We start from the raw sequence: 17,808 nt of genomic DNA, 5'->3' as shown, positions 1-17,808 counted from the left end.
ATCTTCAGTGGCCGAACTTGCCGGGCCAACCAATGATCTTCTTGGGTCTTGGCTGCGCATACGTCCTGACTTTGGACGTCGACAACCTCAACCTTACCAACGACTCGGCAACCATCACCGCCGCCGTCACCCCATCCACCACCGGCACCCCGGTGCGCTGGCGAATCTGTTCATCCAGTCCGGCCATGCCCCCACATCCCAGGCAGATCACCTCGGCCTTATCGTCGCGAATCGCCAATTCCGCCTGGTGCACAATGGCCTCCATGGCAGCCAGCGGGTCTTCTTCCAGTTCCAGCACCGCCATGCCGCTGGCGCGTACCGACGCACAACGCTGGTAGAGGCCGGCGAGTTTCAGCCGGTCTTCAATCAGCGGCACCGTGCGGTCCAGGGTGGTCACCACCGAGTAGGCGTGCCCCAGGAACATCGCGGTGCTGGCGGCCGCTTCGGTAATATCCACCACCGGCACATTCAACAATTCCTGCAAACCTTCCCGACCATGTTCGCCATAGCCGGCCTGGATCACCGCATCGAACGGCTGATCGTAGGCCATCACCCGATCCATCACAGCGATGGCCGCCAGGTAGCTTTCAAAATTTCCCTCCACCGATTCGGCGCCGAAGTAGGGGGTGAGTCCGACGATCTCGGTGCCCGGTGACGCTACCGCCCGTGCTTGCTGGGCAATGGTCTCGGTGATGGATTCGGTGGTGTTGACGTTGACCACGAGGATACGCATGGAATGTCCTTGTTTAATGACTGACGTTATCGACGGCAATGCTTTCGCCGCTGACATCGGCGTAGAACGGCTGACGCTTGGCGATCAGCAGGTACAGCAACCCGGCGATGCCTGCGCCAAACAACCAGGAAAATGGCGAGACGCTGGCAAACCCCGGCAATAGCGCCAGCAGGATGGCGATCACCGCCGCCGGAATAAATGCCGCCACCGCACGCATATTTATCCCACGGCTGTAGTAATAAATGCCTTGGGGGTCTTCGCTGTACAGCTGCGGCACATCCACCTGGCTTTTACGGATCAGCCAGTAATCGACCATGATCACCCCGTACAACGGCCCCAGCAGTGCGCCCAGGCCAGAGAGGAAGTACACAATCACCAACGGGCTGTTGTAGAGGTTCCACGGCAGGATCAGCACGGCAACGAAGGCACTGATCAACCCGGCGCGTCGGAAGTTCAGGTACTTGGGCGCCAGGTTGCTCAGCACAAAGGCCGGGGCGACGAAGTTGGCCATGATGTTCACCGCCACCGTGACGATGAGGAAGGCCAGGCAGCCGAGCACCAGGAAGAAGGTGTTGGGGATTGCCGCGATGATTTCGGTGGGGCTTTCGATCACGCGGCCATTGAGCTGGAACTGCCCGCCGCACAGCAGCACGGTAATGGCGGCGAACACCAGGATATTGACCGGCAGGCCCCAGAAGTTGCCGACCTGGATGGTCTTTCGGCACGGAGAAGAGCGGGCGAAATCGCAGAAGTTGAGGATCAAGGTGCCGTAGATCGCCAGCCACAAGGCGCCGCCAGCAAAGATGTTGCGCCACATCTCGCCGCCGCTCAGAGGTTCGCGGATCGACCAGGCAATCTGCCCACCTGCCTGGAAGTACATCCAGCCGGCCAGTGCGGCAACGGTAAGCAAAATCACCGGCCCGGCGAAGCCTTCATAACGGCGCACCATCTCCATGCCATAGGCGAGGATCACCAACTGCACCAGCCAGATCGAAACAAAGCACGCCCAGCCGAGGGTCGACAAGCCGAGGATCGAGTTGTGGTCGTAATCGGCAAAGCCCGGATGAATCGCCGTCAGTAACACGCGGAAAACTACCGACGCCAGGTAGGTCTGGATGCCGAACCAGGCGATCGCAATGACTGCGCGGATCAAGGCCGGAATCTGCGCGCCATGGATACCGAAACTGATGCGGCTGATCACGGGAAAGGGCACACCGGTCTTCTGTCCCATATACCCCGACAAGTTCATGAAGAAGTACACCAGCGCCGCGCCGATCCCCAGGGACAGCAATATTTGCCAGCCGCCCAAGCCCAACGCATACAGGCCGATGGCAAAGGAATAGTTGGCGATGTTGTGCACGTCATTGGTCCACAACGCAAAAATGCTGTAGCGCCCCCAGCGGCGGCCTTCAACCTTGGTGGGTGCCAGGTCCTTGTTGTGCAGGCGTGGGCTGAGCACCAGCGGGCTGGGGCCTGCGGGCGCAGGGTTTAATGAGGAGGAGGGCAGATCCAGTGTGATGTTGCTCGAGAGACTTGTACGCATTCCGGCAGGCTCCAGCACATCTGCAGCATAGCCGCGGATGGCAAAGTGTATGTAGGTTTCGTATTGATTGTATACAAAGCGTGCATTTCACTAAGCCACATGCGTGCCAGTTTTCATTATATGAAAAGCGGGGATAATTTCGTTTTAATAGTATTTATGAATAAACTACTGAATTAATAGCAATATAAATTGACCGTTTGAACAGGTATTTATTTTTGGATGGGAAATAGCGTGATTCGAGTGCGTGGGCACTAAAAGAGATGGATGTTACGTTTTGGTGCGCTCGAATATGAGTTGCACACAAAAATGGCACCGATGGTTACAAGTTTGTGTACATTTTGTGCTCCGCACAAAACAAAATGTGGGAGGGGGGCTTGCTCCCGATAGCGGTATAAGTCAGAAAGTCTGCAACTGACCCACCGCAATCGGGAGCAAGCCCCCTCCCACATTTTTACCACACCAGTTTGCCAGGCTCATGCCTTGCTGATGATATTTCCCGCATGCAACCCGCATTCTTTCTGCGTGGCTTCTTCCCACCACCAGCGGCCTTCGCGCTCATGCTGGTTGGGCAATACCGGCCGGGTGCAGGGCTCGCAGCCGATGCTGATAAACCCGCGCTCATGCAGGCTGTTGTAAGGCAGTTCCAGCATGCGGATATAACCCCAGATCTCTTCACTGGTCATCTGCGCCAGCGGGTTGAACTTGTACAAGGTACGTTCCGGGGTAGAGAACGCCGTGTCGATTTCCAGCGCCGCCACCTGGCTACGGGTGCCGGGGCTCTGGTCGCGGCGCTGGCCGGTGGCCCATGCACTTACACCTGCAAGCTTGCGGCGCAGCGGTTCGATCTTGCGGATGCCACAGCATTCGCCATGGCCGTCCTTATAAAAGCTGAACAGACCCTTTTCCTTGACGAAGGGTTCCAGCTTGCTCTGGTCCGGCGAGATCAGTTCGATATCGATCTTGTAGAACTCGCGTACCTGCTCGATAAACCGGTAGGTCTCCGGGTGCAGGCGGCCGGTGTCGAGGCTGAACACCTTGACGTTCTTGTTCAGCTTCCAGGCCATGTCCACCAGCACCACATCCTCGGCACCGCTGAAGGAAATCCACAGGTCATCGCCGAACTGGCTGAACGCCAGCTTGAGAATGTCCTGGGCAGACTTGTTGGCATAAGTCGTGGCGAGTTCAACAACGTCGAAGGCTTGGTTCATCAGGACGGTTCCTACAGGTCAGTGGCGCTGAGCGCTCTATAGGGGGGCGATGGTATCAAATCTGTCCCGCGTTGCGGCGGCGTGCGTGAGTCGCTAGAGTTCGGCAGTCCTTTTGCCCGCTCAACTAATAAATTCAATGGGAGTGTCTTGTGGAAATTGCCTGTCTTGACCTGGAAGGGGTACTGGTTCCGGAAATCTGGATCGCCTTCGCCGAAAAAACCGGTATTGAATCCCTGCGTGCAACCACCCGCGACATTCCCGACTACGACGTGCTGATGCAGCAGCGCCTGCGTATCCTCGACGAGCACGGGCTCAAGCTGGCCGATATCCAGGCGGTGATCGCCACCCTCAAGCCGTTGGACGGCGCCGTCGAATTCGTCAACTGGCTGCGCGAGCGCTTCCAGGTGGTGATCCTATCCGACACCTTCTACGAATTCTCCCAGCCGCTGATGCGTCAGCTGGGGTTCCCGACCTTGCTTTGCCACCGCTTGATCACCGATGAAAACGACCGGGTGGTCAGCTACCAACTGCGCCAGAAAGACCCCAAGCGCCAATCGGTGCTGGCATTCAAGACCCTCTACTACCGCGTGATCGCCGCCGGTGATTCCTACAACGACACCAGCATGCTAAGTGAAGCGGACCGTGGGATTCTGTTCCATGCGCCGCAGAATGTGATTCGTGAGTTTCCCCAGTTCCCGGCGGTGCATACCTTTGAGGATCTGAAGCGGGAGTTCATCAAAGCGTCGAATCGGCAGTTGAGCCTGTAAGTTATGCGGCGTGGCTGATTGCCTCTTCGCGAGCAAGCCCGCTCCCACATTTGACCGCATATCTACAGGATAAACGCGGTCGAAGGTGGGAGGGGCTTGCTCCCGATAGGGCAGGTACAGGCCCTACAGATCTTCCAAAGTCTGTAACAACACCCGCACCTTCGTCAGCGACTCCTGATACTCCGCCTGCCACTGCGAATCCGCCACAATCCCACCGCCACCCCAGCAACACACCTGCCCATCCTTGACCAGCAAGCTGCGAATCGCGATGGAGCTGTCCATCTCGCCGCGCACGTCCAGGTACACCAGCGAGCCGCAATACAACCCACGGCGGGTGAGCTCCAACTCGTCGATGATCTGCATCGCGCGAATCTTCGGCGCGCCGGTAATGGAGCCGCCAGGGAAGCTGCCGGCGATCAGGTCGAGGGCGTCTTTGTCGTCGGCCAATATGCCAGTGACACTGCTCACCAAGTGGTGCACGTTGGGGTAGCTTTCCAGGCTGAACAGTTCCGGCACTTTCACCGAACCGATGCGGCAACTGCGGCCCAGATCATTGCGCAGCAGGTCGACGATCATCAGGTTTTCTGCGCGGTCCTTGGGGCTTGCCAGCAGTTCGGCGGCGTGGGCGGCATCCTCTGCGGGTGTTACACCGCGAGGGCGGGTGCCCTTGATCGGGCGGGTCTCGACCTGGCGTTCGCTGATGCGCACAAAGCGTTCCGGGGACAAGCTCAGCACCGCGCCGTCATCCGGCAGGCTCTGGAACCCGGAAAACGGGGTAGGGCAGGCTTCGCGCAACGCGCAGTAGGCCACCCACGGATCACCGCGGCAGGGTGCGCGAAAGCGTTGGGCGAAGTTGACCTGATAGCAGTCGCCGGCCTGGATGTAATCCTGGATGCGGAGGATGGCCTGGTGGTAGTCCTCGGCACTGAGGTCGGGCGCCATGGGGCCTTGAAGCTTGAAGGTCGCAGGTAAGTTGATCACTTCGCTGCCGAATAAGGCAATCAGGCGTTGCTGCTCGCTCTCGGCCAGCGCAGGGTGAAACACCAGCTGGCTGGTTTGCGCCTGGTGATCGCTGACCAGCGCCCAGGCATACAGCCCGAAGCGCGCATCCGGCAGATGCAGGTCGTCCACCGCCAAGTGCGGCATCTGTTCCAGATGCCGACCAAAGTCATAGCTCAAGTAACCGATCAAACCGCCTGCAAACGGCAAGTCATAGCCGACAGGCAAGGCCGCCTCGCCCAGTTGCGTCAGGTTCATACGCAAGCGTTGCAGGAAATCGCTGCCGTTTTCGTCCGGCCCTACCGTCAGGGTCGCGTCGGGCCAGGCACTGAGCAGGTCATAACGGCCGCGGTCCGCGGTTGGGCGACCGCTGTCGAGCAGCACCGCCCCTGGGGCATGGCGAATCGCCGCAAAATACTCGGCGGGGTTGGCCCGGTAGGGCAACGGGTACACGGAACAGGTCAACATGCGGGGGTGGATCAGCCAATGGCGCGGGGGAGGGGATTGTAGTCTTCTGTAGGATTTGCTCCTAGAGGCAATAGCGGGATATCCATCCCGCCAGCGATTCGCCTTAGCCCTCAACAGGCGGTATATGCCCAAACATCTCCTGCACGAACTTCACCCGCTCTTGCGGGGTTTCCGTCACGCCGGCAGCCTTGAGTTCCTCCAGTCGCGCCTCCACTGCATGGGTGCGCAAGGTCAGCCCGCAGTCATTGGCGATCTGGATATTCAGCCCCGGCCGCGCATTCAGTTCAAGGATCAGCGGGCCTTTTTCCTGGTCCAGCACCATGTCCACGCCGATATAGCCCAGCCCGCACAGCTCGTAGCAGCCAGCCGCAAGCTGCATGAAGCCGTCCCAGTTGGGCAGTTGCACGCCATCCACGGCATTGGTGGTGTCAGGGTGCTTGGTAATGATGTTGTTCAGCCAGGTGCCGCGCAAGGTCAGGCCGGTAGCCAGGTCGACGCCCACGCCAATCGCGCCCTGGTGCAGGTTGGCCTTGCCACCGGACTGGCGGGTCGGCAAGCGCAGCATGGCCATCACCGGGTAGCCCATCAACACGATGATGCGGATATCCGGCACGCCTTCGTAGCTGATGCTCTTGAAGATCTGGTCGGGCACCACGCGGTACTCGATCAGCGCCCGGTCGCGGTGGCCGCCCAGTGAATACAGGCCAGTGAGGATGCTGGAAATCTGGTGCTCGATCTCTTCATGGCTGATGATTTTGCCGGATACCGTGCGATAGCGTCCTTCAAACCGGTCGGCCACCACCAGGATGCCATCACCGCCTGCACCCTGGGCCGGCTTGATCACGAAGTCGCTGCGCCCGCCGATGATCTCGTCGAGCTTGTCGATTTCCTTCTCGGTGGAGATCACCCCATACATTTCCGGCACATGGATACCGGCCGCCAGCGCCCGCTCCTTGGTGATGATCTTGTCATCCACAATCGGGTACAGGCTGCGCTTGTTGTACTTGAGCACGTAGTCGGCGTTACGCCGGTTGATGCCCATGATCCCCCGCGCTTCCAGGGCCTTCCAGGTCTTCCAGAAGCCGAACATCAGGAGTCAGCCTTCAGGAACGCCTTGAAACGCACCAGCTCGGTGAGGCGGTAGCCGCGATAACGCCCCATGGCCAGCATGAAGCCCACCAGGATCAACAGGATCGCCGGGAAGGTGAACACGAAGTAGATCAGCTCCGGCACGCTCATGATGATGTGCGCCAGGGACGCTGCGAACAGTGTGCCAATTGCCACCTTCAGCGCATGGTTGGCGCCACGCTCCTCCCAGGTGATCGACAGGCGTTCGATGGTCATGGTCAGGATCACCATCGGGAACAGCGCGACCGACAGGCCGCGTTCCAGCCCAAGTTTATGGCTGAACAGGCTGATGGCGGCAATCAGCACCACCACGAAGGTCAACACCACCGACAGCCTCGGCAGCATCTGCAGTTTCAAATGCTCCAGGTACGACCTGAGGGACAGCCCCAGCGCCGTGATGATGGTGAACAGCACAATCCCGAAGCCCAGCTGCGTCTCGCGGAATGCCAGGGCGATCAGCACCGGGGTGAAGGTGCCCAGGGTCTGCAGGCCGATCAGGTTGCGCAGGATCAGGATCACCAGCACGCCAATCGGGATCATCACCATAATCATGAAGGTCTGCTGGGTTTGCAGCGGCAGGCCATATAGGGAGTATTCGAGGAAATTGGCGTCGGTATTCTCGTCGGTCAGCTTGGCCAGGCGAATGGCGTTCATTTCGCTGTTGTTCAGGCTGAAGGTCACCATGGCTTTCTTGCCGCCATCGACCGTGATCAGGTTTTCATCACCAGTCCACCACAGCAGGCGGTCGGCTGGCAGGCCCTGTTCGCCGGTTTCCGGGTTGAAGTACAACCAGTCACTGCCATTGAAGCTGCGCAGCCACAGTTCAGGGGTTTGCGGCTGGTCGGCCACCAGGCGGATGGTGTGGACTTTCTCTACCGGCACATGGGCGATGGACAGCAGCAGCTCGACGATCTTGGCCTTGTGTGGCGTCGACGGGTCGCCGGCCAGCAGCAATTTCACATTGTCATCGTTGAGGTTGTTGGTGCGCTTGATCGCTTCGCTGATAAAGGTCTCGACGTCGGCCGAGTGCTGGCGGATCGGCGCCAGCAAGGCTTCGGCAGCGATTTTTTCCGGGCCTTCCACAGCGATGCTGTCGCGGAATGTGGGGCCCTTGATCTTGACCTTCTCGCCACTGTAGCGCTTGGTCAGCACCAGGCGGTAATACAGGGTCTGGTTGCCCTTCGCCCGACGCGCCGACCAGGTGACCTTGCGGTTGCCGTCGATGCGATTGACGCTTACCCCGTAATTGTTCGAGATAAAGCTTTCGTTGAGGCTGACGAAGTCGCGGCTCAGGGGCGGCACGAACATCTGGATCTTGACGGGATCTTTCGGGTTGGCGACGAACTCGACCTTGGCGTCGATGTTCCACAAGTCGTCGGTGGCATCCTCGGTGACGGGGATGCCCAGCACGAAAATCTGATAGGCGGTGACCGAAATGCCCAGCACCACCAGCAAGGTGATCAGGATTTTCAGGTGCAGGGTCAGAGAGCGCATTCGGTTTACTCGGCGGTGTGAGCGTCGGCGGCGCAGGCGGGTTTGCCTGCTGCGTATTTAAGACTGGGGTCGACCAGCGCATCAAAGCGTTTGAGCGCTTCGGAGCCGATCAGCAACGGGTATTGGAAAGCGCTGCGGTCAGTCAAGTTCACTTCTATGCTGCGTAAAGCAGTGCCCATGCAGATATCCAGGGCAACCACCGGACGGGCGGTGTAGTTCTTGTCTTCATCGGGGTCGTAGTCGCCGGCGCGGCGTTTGATCTTGCTGACGCGGGCCAGGGGCAGTTCGATGGGGTGAGAGTGGGCGGTGTCGATGGCCAGGTAGAAGCGCACCCAGGACTCGCCGTTGCGCTTGAAACGCTTGATATCACGGGCACTCAGCGAGGCGGTCTTGGCGCCGGTGTCGAGCTTGGCCGCGACTTCCAGATCGATGCCGTCCAGCTTGGCGTATTCATTGAGGCCATACACCGTCTTCTCGGCGGCGATGCCGAGGCTGGGTATAAACAGAAGGCAGAAAAACAGGGGGAAGGGCTTGAGTCTCATAAATCCTGAGGCGGTGCCGTGCGATGTTCAATTCAAGGCGACTGGCATTGCTGCGCAAACTCCCTCGTGCGCCGTTTCATCCAGAGATGTCAGGCAAATACGCCGAGCATTCTAACATGATGCTTTTTTGGCGCCAGCGCTGGCAGGCGGCCATGCCCGGCATAAGTAAAGCCGGTGCATTAGACGATTGTCGACAATATCTAATTACTCTTTGACTATTACGGGTGGATTGGCTAGTTTTTGCCGTATCGATTTGAAAGGTGTCGACAATATGCTTGATCAGGCGGAAATTCCGATAGCGACGTCAGACGAATCCCAAACCATGTCTGAGAACGTGTTCCGTCGTATCCAGGCGGCTATCGTCAAGGGCGAGATTGCCCCCGGCAGCAAAATCTCCGAGCCGGAGCTGGCACGCACCTACGGTATCAGCCGCGGCCCGCTACGCGAGGCCATCCACCGTCTGGAGGGCCAGCGCCTGCTGGTGCGCGTGCCCCATGTGGGCGCGCGGGTGGTGTCTTTGAGTCATGCCGAGCTGGTAGAACTCTATGAAATCCGCGAGTCCCTCGAAGGCATGGCCTGCCGGCTGGCTGCCGAGCGCATGACCGACGCGGAAATCGAAGAGCTGCGCCAGGTATTGCACACCCATGAGCGGGATGCGGCATTCCAGGCGGGTGTCGGTTACTACCAGCAGGAGGGCGACTTCGACTTTCATTACCGGATCATCCAGGGCGCCGGTAACCGCACCCTGACGCAAATGCTGTGCGGCGAGCTGTACCAATTGGTGCGCATGTACCGCATCCAGTTCTCCGCCACCCCCAATCGTCCACGCCAGGCCTTTGCCGAGCATCACCGCATTCTTGATGCGATTGCCGATCGCGATGGCGAGCTGGCCGAACTGTTGATGCGCCGGCATATCGGCGCATCCAAACGCAACATTGCCCGTCACTTCCCGGACGGCGCTCCTTCATCACGAGGTGAGTCATGAGTTCCAACAACAACAGCACTCCCGGCCAGCGTTTCCGTGACGCCGTTGCCAGCGAAAAGCCCTTGCAAGTGGTCGGCGCAATCAACGCCAACCACGCGCTGCTGGCCAAGCGCGCAGGGTTCAAGGCGATCTACTTGTCAGGTGGCGGGGTAGCCGCCGGCTCGCTCGGCGTGCCGGACCTGGGTATTACCGGCCTGGATGACGTACTCACCGATGTGCGGCGCATCACCGACGTATGCGACCTGCCGTTGCTGGTGGACGTGGACACCGGTTTCGGCTCCTCGGCGTTCAACGTGGCGCGCACCGTCAAGTCGATGATCAAGTTCGGCGCGGCCGCCATCCATATCGAAGACCAGGTCGGCGCCAAGCGCTGCGGGCATCGCCCCAACAAAGAGATCGTGTCCCAGCAGGAAATGGTCGACCGTATCAAGGCCGCCGTGGATGCGCGTACCGATGACAGCTTCGTGATCATGGCGCGCACCGACGCCCTGGCTGTCGAGGGCCTGGAGTCCGCCCTTGAGCGTGCTGCGGCCTGCATCGAAGCCGGTGCCGACATGGTCTTCCCGGAAGCCATTACCGAACTTGAGATGTACAAGCTGTTTGCCTCCCGCGTAAAGGCCCCGATCCTGGCGAACATTACCGAGTTCGGCGCAACCCCGCTGTACACCACCGAACAGTTGAAATCCGCCGATGTTTCCATTGTGCTGTACCCGCTCTCGGCCTTCCGCGCCATGAACAAGGCCGCCGAGAACGTCTACACCGCGATCCGTCGCGATGGCACCCAACAGAACGTGATCGACACCATGCAAACGCGCATGGAACTCTACGATCGCATCGACTACCACACCTTCGAGCAGAAGCTCGACGCGCTGTTTGCCGCGAAAAAATAACTGCACGGCAGAATACCTGCAGGAGCGAGCTTGCTCGCGAAGATCGTCAACGATAACGCGGCAAACCTGGAGAAATGCGATGCCCTTGCGTTTTTCGCGAGCAAGCTCGCTCCTACAGAGTATGAGCTGGACGGCTCCCTGATAATTACAAAATTGGAGAAGAACCATGGCTGAAGCAAAAGTATTGAGTGGCGCCGGCCTGCGTGGCCAGGTGGCCGGGCAGACTGCCCTGTCTACCGTGGGCCAGGCCGGGGCAGGCCTGACTTATCGCGGCTACGACGTGCGCGAACTCGCTGCCGATGCGCAGTTTGAAGAAGTCGCCTACCTGTTGCTGTACGGCGAATTGCCAACCAAGACCGAACTGGCCGCCTACAGCGCCAAGCTGAGCAAGCTGCGGGATTTGCCCCAGGCGCTCAAGGAAGTGCTCGAACGCATCCCCGCCGACGCCCACCCGATGGACGTGATGCGCACCGGTTGCTCGTTCCTGGGCAATATCGAGCCGGAGAAAGATTTCAACGTACAGCGCGATGTCACCGACCGTCTGCTCGCCGCGTTCCCGGCGATCATGTGCTACTGGTACCGTTTCAGCCACGACGGCAAGCGCATCGATTGCGTGACTGACGAACCGAGTATCGGCGGCCACTTCCTGCACCTGCTGCATGGCAAGAAACCCAGCGAGCTGCACGTCAAGGTCATGAACGTATCGCTGATTCTCTACGCCGAGCACGAATTCAACGCCTCGACCTTCACCGCTCGCGTGTGTGCCTCGACCTTGTCCGACCTGTACTCCTGCGTTACCGCCGCCATCGGTTCCTTGCGCGGCCCGCTGCACGGTGGTGCCAACGAAGCGGCCATGGAAATGATCGAGCGCTTCTCCTCGGCCGAAGACGCTGTCGAAGGCACTCTCGGCATGTTGGCACGCAAAGACAAGATCATGGGGTTCGGCCATGCCATCTATAAAGACAGCGACCCGCGTAATGAAGTGATCAAGGGCTGGTCGAAAAAACTCGCTGATGAAGTGGGCGACACCGTGTTGTTCCCGGTCTCCGAGGCCATCGACAAGACCATGTGGGAGCAGAAAAAGCTGTTTCCCAACGCCGACTTCTACCATGCCTCGGCGTACCACTTCATGGGCATCCCGACCAAATTGTTCACGCCGATCTTCGTGTGCTCGCGCCTGACTGGCTGGGCCGCGCACGTGTTCGAACAGCGCGCCAACAACCGCATCATCCGTCCAAGCGCCGAGTACATCGGCGTTGAGCAGCGCAAGTTCGTGCCAATCGAACGTCGCTGAAAACCAACGCTTCCAGAATTGGAATGAGGCCAAAAATGTGGGAGGGGGCTTGCCCCCGATAGCATTCTGTCAGCTGATACAACTGGCACTGAACCACCGCCATCGGGGGCAAGCCCCCTCCCACATTTGAACTGCATTTCAAATCTGGATCAGTAGGTCCCTTTTGTAATCACCGTGACCGAGTCCTGACGATGAACACTGAGTTTCGCAAACCGCTCCCCGGCAGCCGCCTGGATTTCTTCGACGCCCGTGCGGCTGTCGAAGCAATCACCCCCGGCGCCTACGCCACCTTGCCCTACACCTCGCGCGTGCTCGCCGAGAACCTGGTGCGCCGTTGCGACCCGGCCACCCTCAGCGCGTCCCTGAGCCAGTTGATCGAGCGCAAGCGCGATCTCGACTTCCCGTGGTTCCCGGCCCGCGTGGTATGCCATGACATCCTCGGCCAGACTGCACTGGTGGATCTCGCCGGCCTGCGCGATGCTATCGCGCTGCAAGGCGGCGATCCCGCCCAGGTCAACCCGGTGGTGCCGACCCAACTGATCGTCGACCACTCCCTGGCCGTCGAGGCTGGTGGTTTCGATCCGCAGGCATTCGAGAAAAACCGCGCCATCGAAGACCGTCGTAACGAAGACCGCTTCCACTTTATCGAGTGGACCAAAAAGGCCTTCAAGAACGTCGATGTGATCCCGCCGGGCAATGGCATCATGCACCAGATCAACCTGGAGAAAATGTCCCCGGTAATCCAGGTGCGCGACGGCGTTGCCTTTCCCGATACCTGTGTCGGCACCGACAGCCACACCCCCCATGTGGACGCCCTGGGCGTGATCGCCATCGGCGTCGGCGGCCTGGAAGCCGAAAGCGTGATGCTCGGCCGTGCATCGTGGATGCGCCTGCCGGAAAGCGTCGGCGTGGAATTGACCGGCAAGCTGCAACCAGGCATCACCGCCACCGACATGGTGCTGGCGCTCACCGAGTTCCTGCGCCAGCAGAAAGTGGTCGGCGCCTGGCTGGAGTTCTTTGGCGAAGGGGCTTCGGCACTGACCCTGGGCGACCGCGCAACCATCTCCAACATGGCCCCGGAATACGGCGCCACGGCAGCGATGTTCTATATCGACCAACAGACCATCGCCTACCTGAAACTCACCGGTCGTGAAGACGAACAAGTTACCTTGGTGGAGCAGTACGCCCGCCACACCGGCCTGTGGGCCGATGACCTCAAGGGCGCGCAATACGAGCGTGGCCTGACCTTCGACCTTTCCAGCGTCGTGCGCAACATGGCCGGCCCGAGTAATCCTCACGCCCGTGTCGCTACTCGCGACCTGGCATCCAAAGGCATCAGCGGCCAGTGGGACGAAGTACCAGGTCAAATGCCCGACGGCGCGGTGATCATCGCTGCTATCACCAGTTGCACCAACACCAGTAACCCGCGCAACGTGATCGCCGCAGGCCTGTTGGCGCGTAACGCCAACAAGCTTGGCCTGACCCGCAAGCCGTGGGTCAAATCGTCCTTGGCGCCGGGCTCGAAAACCGTGGCCATGTACCTGGAAGAAGCAGGCCTCGGCCATGAGCTGGAAAAGCTCGGTTTTGGCGTGGTGGCGTTTGCCTGCACCACCTGCAATGGCATGTCCGGCGCCCTCGACCCGGTGATCCAGCAGGAAATCATCGACCGCGACCTGTATGCCACCGCGGTATTGTCGGGCAACCGCAACTTCGACGGGCGCATCCACCCTTACGCCAAGCAAGCCTTCCTGGCGTCGCCGCCGTTGGTGGTGGCCTATGCGATTGCCGGCACCATCCGTTTCGATATCGAGAAGGACGTGCTCGGCCTGGATGCGGACGGCAAGGAAATCCGCCTGCAAGATATCTGGCCGAGCGACGAAGAGATCGACGCGGTGGTCAAGGCATCGGTCAAGCCCGAGCAGTTCCGCGCGGTGTACATCCCGATGTTCGCGATCCACGAAGACACCGGCCCCAAGGTCACCCCGCTGTACGACTGGCGCCCGCAGAGCACCTATATCCGCCGCCCGCCGTACTGGGAAGGCGCGCTGGCCGGTGCGCGACCGCTCAAGGGCATGCGTCCGCTGGCGGTGCTGCCGGACAACATCACCACCGACCACCTGTCGCCGTCCAACGCGATCATGCTCGACAGCGCTGCGGGTGAATACCTGGCGAAAATGGGCTTGCCGGAGGTCGACTTCAACTCCTACGCGACTCACCGTGGCGACCACCTGACTGCGCAGCGCGCTACTTTCGCTAACCCGAAACTGTTCAACGAAATGGTGCAGGAAAACGGCAAGGTCAAGCAGGGTTCCCTGGCGCGTATCGAGCCGGAAGGCAAGGTCACGCGGATGTGGGAAGCCATCGAGACCTACATGGAACGCAAGCAGCCGCTGATCATCATCGCCGGCGCCGACTATGGCCAGGGTTCGTCCCGCGACTGGGCGGCCAAGGGCGTGCGCCTGGCCGGTGTGGAAGCGATTGCCGCCGAAGGCTTCGAGCGCATCCACCGCACCAACCTGGTGGGCATGGGTGTGTTGCCCCTGGAGTTCCTGCCGGGCACTGACCGCCACACCCTGCAGATCGACGGCAGTGAAACCTATGACGTTGTCGGCGAGCGCACCCCGCGGGCGCAACTGACCCTGGTAATCAACCGCAAGAATGGCGAACGTGTCGAAGTGCCGGTGACCTGCCGCCTGGACACCGCCGAAGAAGTGTCGATCTACGAGGCGGGCGGCGTGTTGCAACGCTTCGCCCAGGACTTCCTGGAATCGGCGGCGACCGCCTGAAGAGGATTACCATGGCACACGTAGCGCAAATCAAGATCCCGGCCACCTACATGCGTGGCGGCACCAGCAAGGGCGTGTTCTTCAGCCTCAAGGACCTGCCCGCAGCGGCGCAGGTCCCGGGGGCGGCGCGCGATGCCTTGCTGCTGCGAGTGATCGGCAGCCCCGACCCCTACGACAAACAGATTGACGGTATGGGTGGGGCTACCTCGAGCACCAGCAAAAGCGTGATCCTCGCCAAAAGTACCCGCGCCGACCACGACGTGGACTACCTGTTCGGCCAGGTTTCCATCGACAAGCCGTTTGTAGATTGGAGCGGCAATTGCGGCAACCTTTCGGCGGCGGTGGGCTCTTTCGCCATCAGCGCGGGCCTGGTCGATCCGGCCCGCGTGCCCCACAACGGTATAGCCGTTGTGCGGGTGTGGCAGGCCAATATCGGCAAGACCATCATCGCCCACGTGCCCATTACCGACGGCGCGGTGCAGGAAACCGGTGACTTCGAACTCGATGGCGTGACCTTCCCGGCCGCCGAGGTCCAGTTGGAATTCATGGACCCGGCGGCAGAAGAAGAGGGCGGCGGCGGCTCGATGTTCCCCACGGGCAATCTGGTCGACGACCTGGAAGTGCCCGGTGTCGGCACCTTCAAGGCCACATTGATCAACGCTGGCATTCCGACGATTTTCATCAATGCCCAAGACCTCGGCTACACCGGCACCGAGCTGCAAGGCGCGATCAACAGCGACCCCAAGGCCCTGGCGATGTTCGAGACCGTGCGCGCCTATGGCGCGCTACGCATGGGGCTGATCAAACATCTGGACGAAGCCGCCCAGCGCCAGCACACGCCCAAGGTAGCATTTGTGGCCAAGCCAGCCGATTACGTGGCGTCCAGCGGCAAAGCGATCAAGGCCGGCGATGTGGATCTGCTGGTGCGCGCCCTGTCCATGGGCAAACTGCACCACGCCATGATGGGCACCGCGGCGGTGGCGATTGGCACGGCGGCGGCGATTTCCGGCACCTTGGTCAACCTGGCGGCCGGCGGTATTGAGCGAAATGCCGTGCGCTTCGGGCATCCGTCCGGGACGTTGCGCGTTGGCGCCGAGGCCACCCAGGTGAACGGCGAATGGGTGGTGAAAAAAGCCATCATGAGCCGCAGTGCGCGGGTGCTGATGGAAGGCTTCGTCCGCGTTCCGGGTGACGCTTTTTAGCTTTATGTGGGAAGGGCTTGCTCTCGATAGCAGGGTGTCAGTCGCCCCATTCATTAACTGACCCACCGTCATCGGGAGCAAGCCCCTCCCACAGGGATACAAGCAGGCAATCAGACCTGCGCAACGATTTACCCTGACCCTGAGGATGGAACAACCCAACTTTTAGGAGAACTGCCATGAGCGCCAACGTCGACCAGAACAACCGCCCCGACTACGACCAGGTTTTGCAGGACATCGCCGACTATGTCCTCAACTACCGCATCGACTCCCGGGACGCATTGGACACTGCCCGCAATTGCCTGATGGACACTCTCGGTTGTGGCCTGCTGGCCCTGCGCTTCCCCGAGTGCACCAAGCACCTGGGGCCGATAGTGGAGGGGACGATGGTGCCATTCGGTGCACGGGTGCCGGGCACGTCGTTTCGCCTCGACCCGGTCAAGGCCGCCTGGGATATTGGCTGCATCGTGCGCTGGCTCGACTACAACGACACCTGGCTCGCCGCTGAATGGGGCCATCCTTCGGACAACCTTGGCGGCATCCTCGCCGTGGCCGATCACCTGTCGCAAAAGCGCGTGGCCAATGGTGACGCGCCGCTGACCGTGCGTGCGGTGCTGGAAGCGATGATCATGGCCCACGAAATCCAGGGTGTGATTGCCCTGGAGAATTCTTTCAACCGCGTCGGTCTCGACCATGTGCTGCTGGTGAAGGTCGCCTCCACAGCCGTCACCGCCAAGCTGATGGGCGCTGACCGTGACCAGCTGCTATCGGCACTGTCCCACGCCTTTGTCGATGGGCAGGCGTTGCGCACCTATCGGCATGCGCCGAATGCCGGCTCGCGCAAATCCTGGGCTGCGGGGGACGCATCGAGCCGCGGCGTGCGTCTGGCGGATATCGCCCTGCGTGGCGAAATGGGCATCCCCGGTGTGCTGAGTGCGCCGCAGTGGGGCTTTTATGATGTGTTGTTCAGCCACACCAACAAGGACCTGGCGCTCAAGCCTGAGGACAAGCGCACCTTCAGCCTGTCCCAGCCCTACGGCACCTACGTGATGGAAAACGTGCTGTTCAAGATTAGCTTCCCTGCCGAGTTCCACGCGCAAACCGCCTGTGAAGCGGCGGTGACCCTGCACCCGCGGGTCAAGCCGCGCCTGCACGAGATCGAGCGTATTGTGATCACCACCCATGAGTCGGCGATTCGTATCATTTCCAAGGTCGGCCAACTGGCCAATGCCGCCGACCGTGACCATTGTCTGCAATACATGACCGCCGTGCCATTGGCGTTCGGCAACCTGGTGGCCGAGCATTACGAAGATGACTTCCACGCGGCCCACCCGATCATCGATGAGTTGCGCAGCAAGATGGTCATTGTCGAAGACCCTCGCTACAGCTGCGAGTACCTGGAAGCCGACAAACGCTCCATTGCCAATGCCGTACAAGTGTTCTTTACGGACGGTACCTGCACCGAGCAGGTGGCGGTGGAGTACCCGATTGGCCATCGTCGCCGTCGAGTGGACGGTATCCCATTGCTGGAGGACAAGTTCAAGGCCAACCTGGCGACGAGGTTCACCGCGCAGCGCAGCGCCGAGATTTTTGCGTTGTGCAAGGATCAGGCGAAGCTGGAGGCGACGCCCGTAAACCGTTTCATGGATCTGTTGGTGATCTAAAAAACAACGCGGCCAATGTGGGAGGGGGCTTGCCCTAACATCTGTAGGAGCGAGCTTGCTCGCGAAAAACCCATAGGCGCCGCGTTTATTCAGCAAACACGCGTTATC

The 17,808-nt window shown here is 60.4% G+C and carries 15 protein-coding genes; 8 read left to right on the top strand and 7 right to left on the bottom strand.

What is annotated here, in order from left to right; all coding sequences use genetic code 11:
• Positions 1 to 4: 4 nt before the first annotated feature.
• The 3 genes from KVH01_RS24630 to KVH01_RS24620 form a co-directional block, all read right to left on the bottom strand.
• Positions 5 to 733, bottom strand: coding sequence for an aspartate/glutamate racemase family protein (locus KVH01_RS24630; protein WP_217883222.1), 729 nt, complete (start codon positions 731 to 733; stop codon positions 5 to 7).
• Positions 734 to 746: 13 nt separating this feature from the next.
• Entirely contained in the window at positions 747 to 2,276 is a 1,530-nt protein-coding gene (locus KVH01_RS24625; RefSeq protein ID WP_217883221.1) for an NCS1 family nucleobase:cation symporter-1, read from the bottom strand.
• Between the two features lie 473 nt (positions 2,277 to 2,749).
• Entirely contained in the window at positions 2,750 to 3,484 is a 735-nt protein-coding gene (locus tag KVH01_RS24620) for a phosphoadenylyl-sulfate reductase (RefSeq protein WP_217883220.1), read from the bottom strand.
• A 149-nt stretch (positions 3,485 to 3,633) separates the two neighbouring features.
• Between KVH01_RS24620 and thrH the strand changes: the two genes are divergently transcribed.
• Positions 3,634 to 4,251 carry a bifunctional phosphoserine phosphatase/homoserine phosphotransferase ThrH gene (gene thrH / locus KVH01_RS24615; RefSeq protein WP_217883219.1) on the top strand — a complete coding sequence of 206 codons (618 nt, stop codon included), beginning with the start codon at positions 3,634 to 3,636 and terminating at the stop codon, positions 4,249 to 4,251.
• A 123-nt stretch (positions 4,252 to 4,374) separates the two neighbouring features.
• Here thrH and pabB read toward each other — a convergent pair whose 3' ends face one another.
• From pabB to rloA, 4 genes are all read right to left on the bottom strand, one after another.
• Positions 4,375 to 5,718 (bottom strand): aminodeoxychorismate synthase component I, encoded by a 1,344-nt coding sequence (gene pabB, locus KVH01_RS24610; protein ID WP_217883218.1) that lies wholly within the window; start codon positions 5,716 to 5,718, stop codon positions 4,375 to 4,377.
• Between the two features lie 103 nt (positions 5,719 to 5,821).
• Entirely contained in the window at positions 5,822 to 6,808 is a 987-nt protein-coding gene (locus KVH01_RS24605; protein WP_005790412.1) for an alpha-L-glutamate ligase-like protein, read from the bottom strand.
• On the bottom strand, positions 6,808 to 8,340 hold the full coding sequence (gene rloB, locus KVH01_RS24600; protein WP_043047095.1) for an osmotic stress tolerance membrane protein RloB: 1,533 nt from the start codon (positions 8,338 to 8,340) through the stop codon (positions 6,808 to 6,810). The genes KVH01_RS24605 and rloB overlap by 1 nt, the downstream gene beginning before the upstream one ends.
• Positions 8,341 to 8,345: 5 nt before the next feature.
• Entirely contained in the window at positions 8,346 to 8,882 is a 537-nt protein-coding gene (gene rloA, locus KVH01_RS24595) for a retropepsin-like aspartic peptidase RloA (protein WP_043047094.1), read from the bottom strand.
• Positions 8,883 to 9,153: 271 nt separating this feature from the next.
• Between rloA and KVH01_RS24590 the strand changes: the two genes are divergently transcribed.
• The 7 genes from KVH01_RS24590 to prpD all read left to right on the top strand — a co-directional run bounded on the left by KVH01_RS24590 (position 9,154) and on the right by prpD (position 17,700).
• Entirely contained in the window at positions 9,154 to 9,867 is a 714-nt protein-coding gene (locus tag KVH01_RS24590; protein ID WP_124401567.1) for a GntR family transcriptional regulator, read from the top strand.
• Complete coding sequence (prpB, locus tag KVH01_RS24585; protein WP_046071650.1) at positions 9,864 to 10,757, top strand: methylisocitrate lyase; 894 nt, start codon at positions 9,864 to 9,866, stop codon at positions 10,755 to 10,757. Before KVH01_RS24590 ends, prpB begins: the two co-directional genes overlap by 4 nt.
• A 30-nt stretch (positions 10,758 to 10,787) precedes the next feature.
• Positions 10,788 to 10,931 (top strand): hypothetical protein, encoded by a 144-nt coding sequence (locus KVH01_RS24580; RefSeq protein ID WP_217883217.1) that lies wholly within the window; start codon positions 10,788 to 10,790, stop codon positions 10,929 to 10,931.
• Entirely contained in the window at positions 10,924 to 12,051 is a 1,128-nt protein-coding gene (gene prpC / locus KVH01_RS24575; RefSeq protein ID WP_043047091.1) for a bifunctional 2-methylcitrate synthase/citrate synthase, read from the top strand. The genes KVH01_RS24580 and prpC overlap by 8 nt, the downstream gene beginning before the upstream one ends.
• Positions 12,052 to 12,242: 191 nt before the next feature.
• Positions 12,243 to 14,837 carry a Fe/S-dependent 2-methylisocitrate dehydratase AcnD gene (gene acnD / locus KVH01_RS24570; RefSeq protein WP_217883216.1) on the top strand — a complete coding sequence of 865 codons (2,595 nt, stop codon included), beginning with the start codon at positions 12,243 to 12,245 and terminating at the stop codon, positions 14,835 to 14,837.
• 11 nt (positions 14,838 to 14,848) lie between these two features.
• A complete protein-coding gene (prpF, locus tag KVH01_RS24565; protein ID WP_217883215.1) occupies positions 14,849 to 16,039 on the top strand; it encodes a 2-methylaconitate cis-trans isomerase PrpF in 1,191 nt (396 codons plus the stop codon).
• Between the two features lie 176 nt (positions 16,040 to 16,215).
• A complete protein-coding gene (prpD, locus tag KVH01_RS24560) occupies positions 16,216 to 17,700 on the top strand; it encodes a 2-methylcitrate dehydratase (protein WP_217883214.1) in 1,485 nt (494 codons plus the stop codon).
• Positions 17,701 to 17,808 lie beyond the last annotated feature (108 nt).

The organism is Pseudomonas khavaziana, assembly GCF_019145205.1.
Taxonomy (GTDB): domain Bacteria; phylum Pseudomonadota; class Gammaproteobacteria; order Pseudomonadales; family Pseudomonadaceae; genus Aquipseudomonas; species Aquipseudomonas khavaziana.
Note: the sequence above shows the minus strand (reverse complement) of the source record. Positions and strands in the feature narration are given on the sequence as shown.

Coding starts and splice junctions, on each gene's coding strand:
- KVH01_RS24630 (WP_217883222.1), bottom strand. CDS start 733: ATGCGTATCCTCGTGGTCAACGTCAACACCACCGAATCCATCACCGAG.
- pabB (WP_217883218.1), bottom strand. CDS start 5,718: ATGTTGACCTGTTCCGTGTACCCGTTGCCCTACCGGGCCAACCCCGCC.
- prpC (WP_043047091.1), top strand. CDS start 10,924: ATGGCTGAAGCAAAAGTATTGAGTGGCGCCGGCCTGCGTGGCCAGGTG.
- acnD (WP_217883216.1), top strand. CDS start 12,243: ATGAACACTGAGTTTCGCAAACCGCTCCCCGGCAGCCGCCTGGATTTC.
- rloA (WP_043047094.1), bottom strand. CDS start 8,882: ATGAGACTCAAGCCCTTCCCCCTGTTTTTCTGCCTTCTGTTTATACCC.
- KVH01_RS24625 (WP_217883221.1), bottom strand. CDS start 2,276: ATGCGTACAAGTCTCTCGAGCAACATCACACTGGATCTGCCCTCCTCC.
- rloB (WP_043047095.1), bottom strand. CDS start 8,340: ATGCGCTCTCTGACCCTGCACCTGAAAATCCTGATCACCTTGCTGGTG.
- prpD (WP_217883214.1), top strand. CDS start 16,216: ATGAGCGCCAACGTCGACCAGAACAACCGCCCCGACTACGACCAGGTT.
- KVH01_RS24620 (WP_217883220.1), bottom strand. CDS start 3,484: ATGAACCAAGCCTTCGACGTTGTTGAACTCGCCACGACTTATGCCAAC.
- KVH01_RS24590 (WP_124401567.1), top strand. CDS start 9,154: ATGCTTGATCAGGCGGAAATTCCGATAGCGACGTCAGACGAATCCCAA.
- prpB (WP_046071650.1), top strand. CDS start 9,864: ATGAGTTCCAACAACAACAGCACTCCCGGCCAGCGTTTCCGTGACGCC.
- prpF (WP_217883215.1), top strand. CDS start 14,849: ATGGCACACGTAGCGCAAATCAAGATCCCGGCCACCTACATGCGTGGC.
- KVH01_RS24605 (WP_005790412.1), bottom strand. CDS start 6,808: ATGTTCGGCTTCTGGAAGACCTGGAAGGCCCTGGAAGCGCGGGGGATC.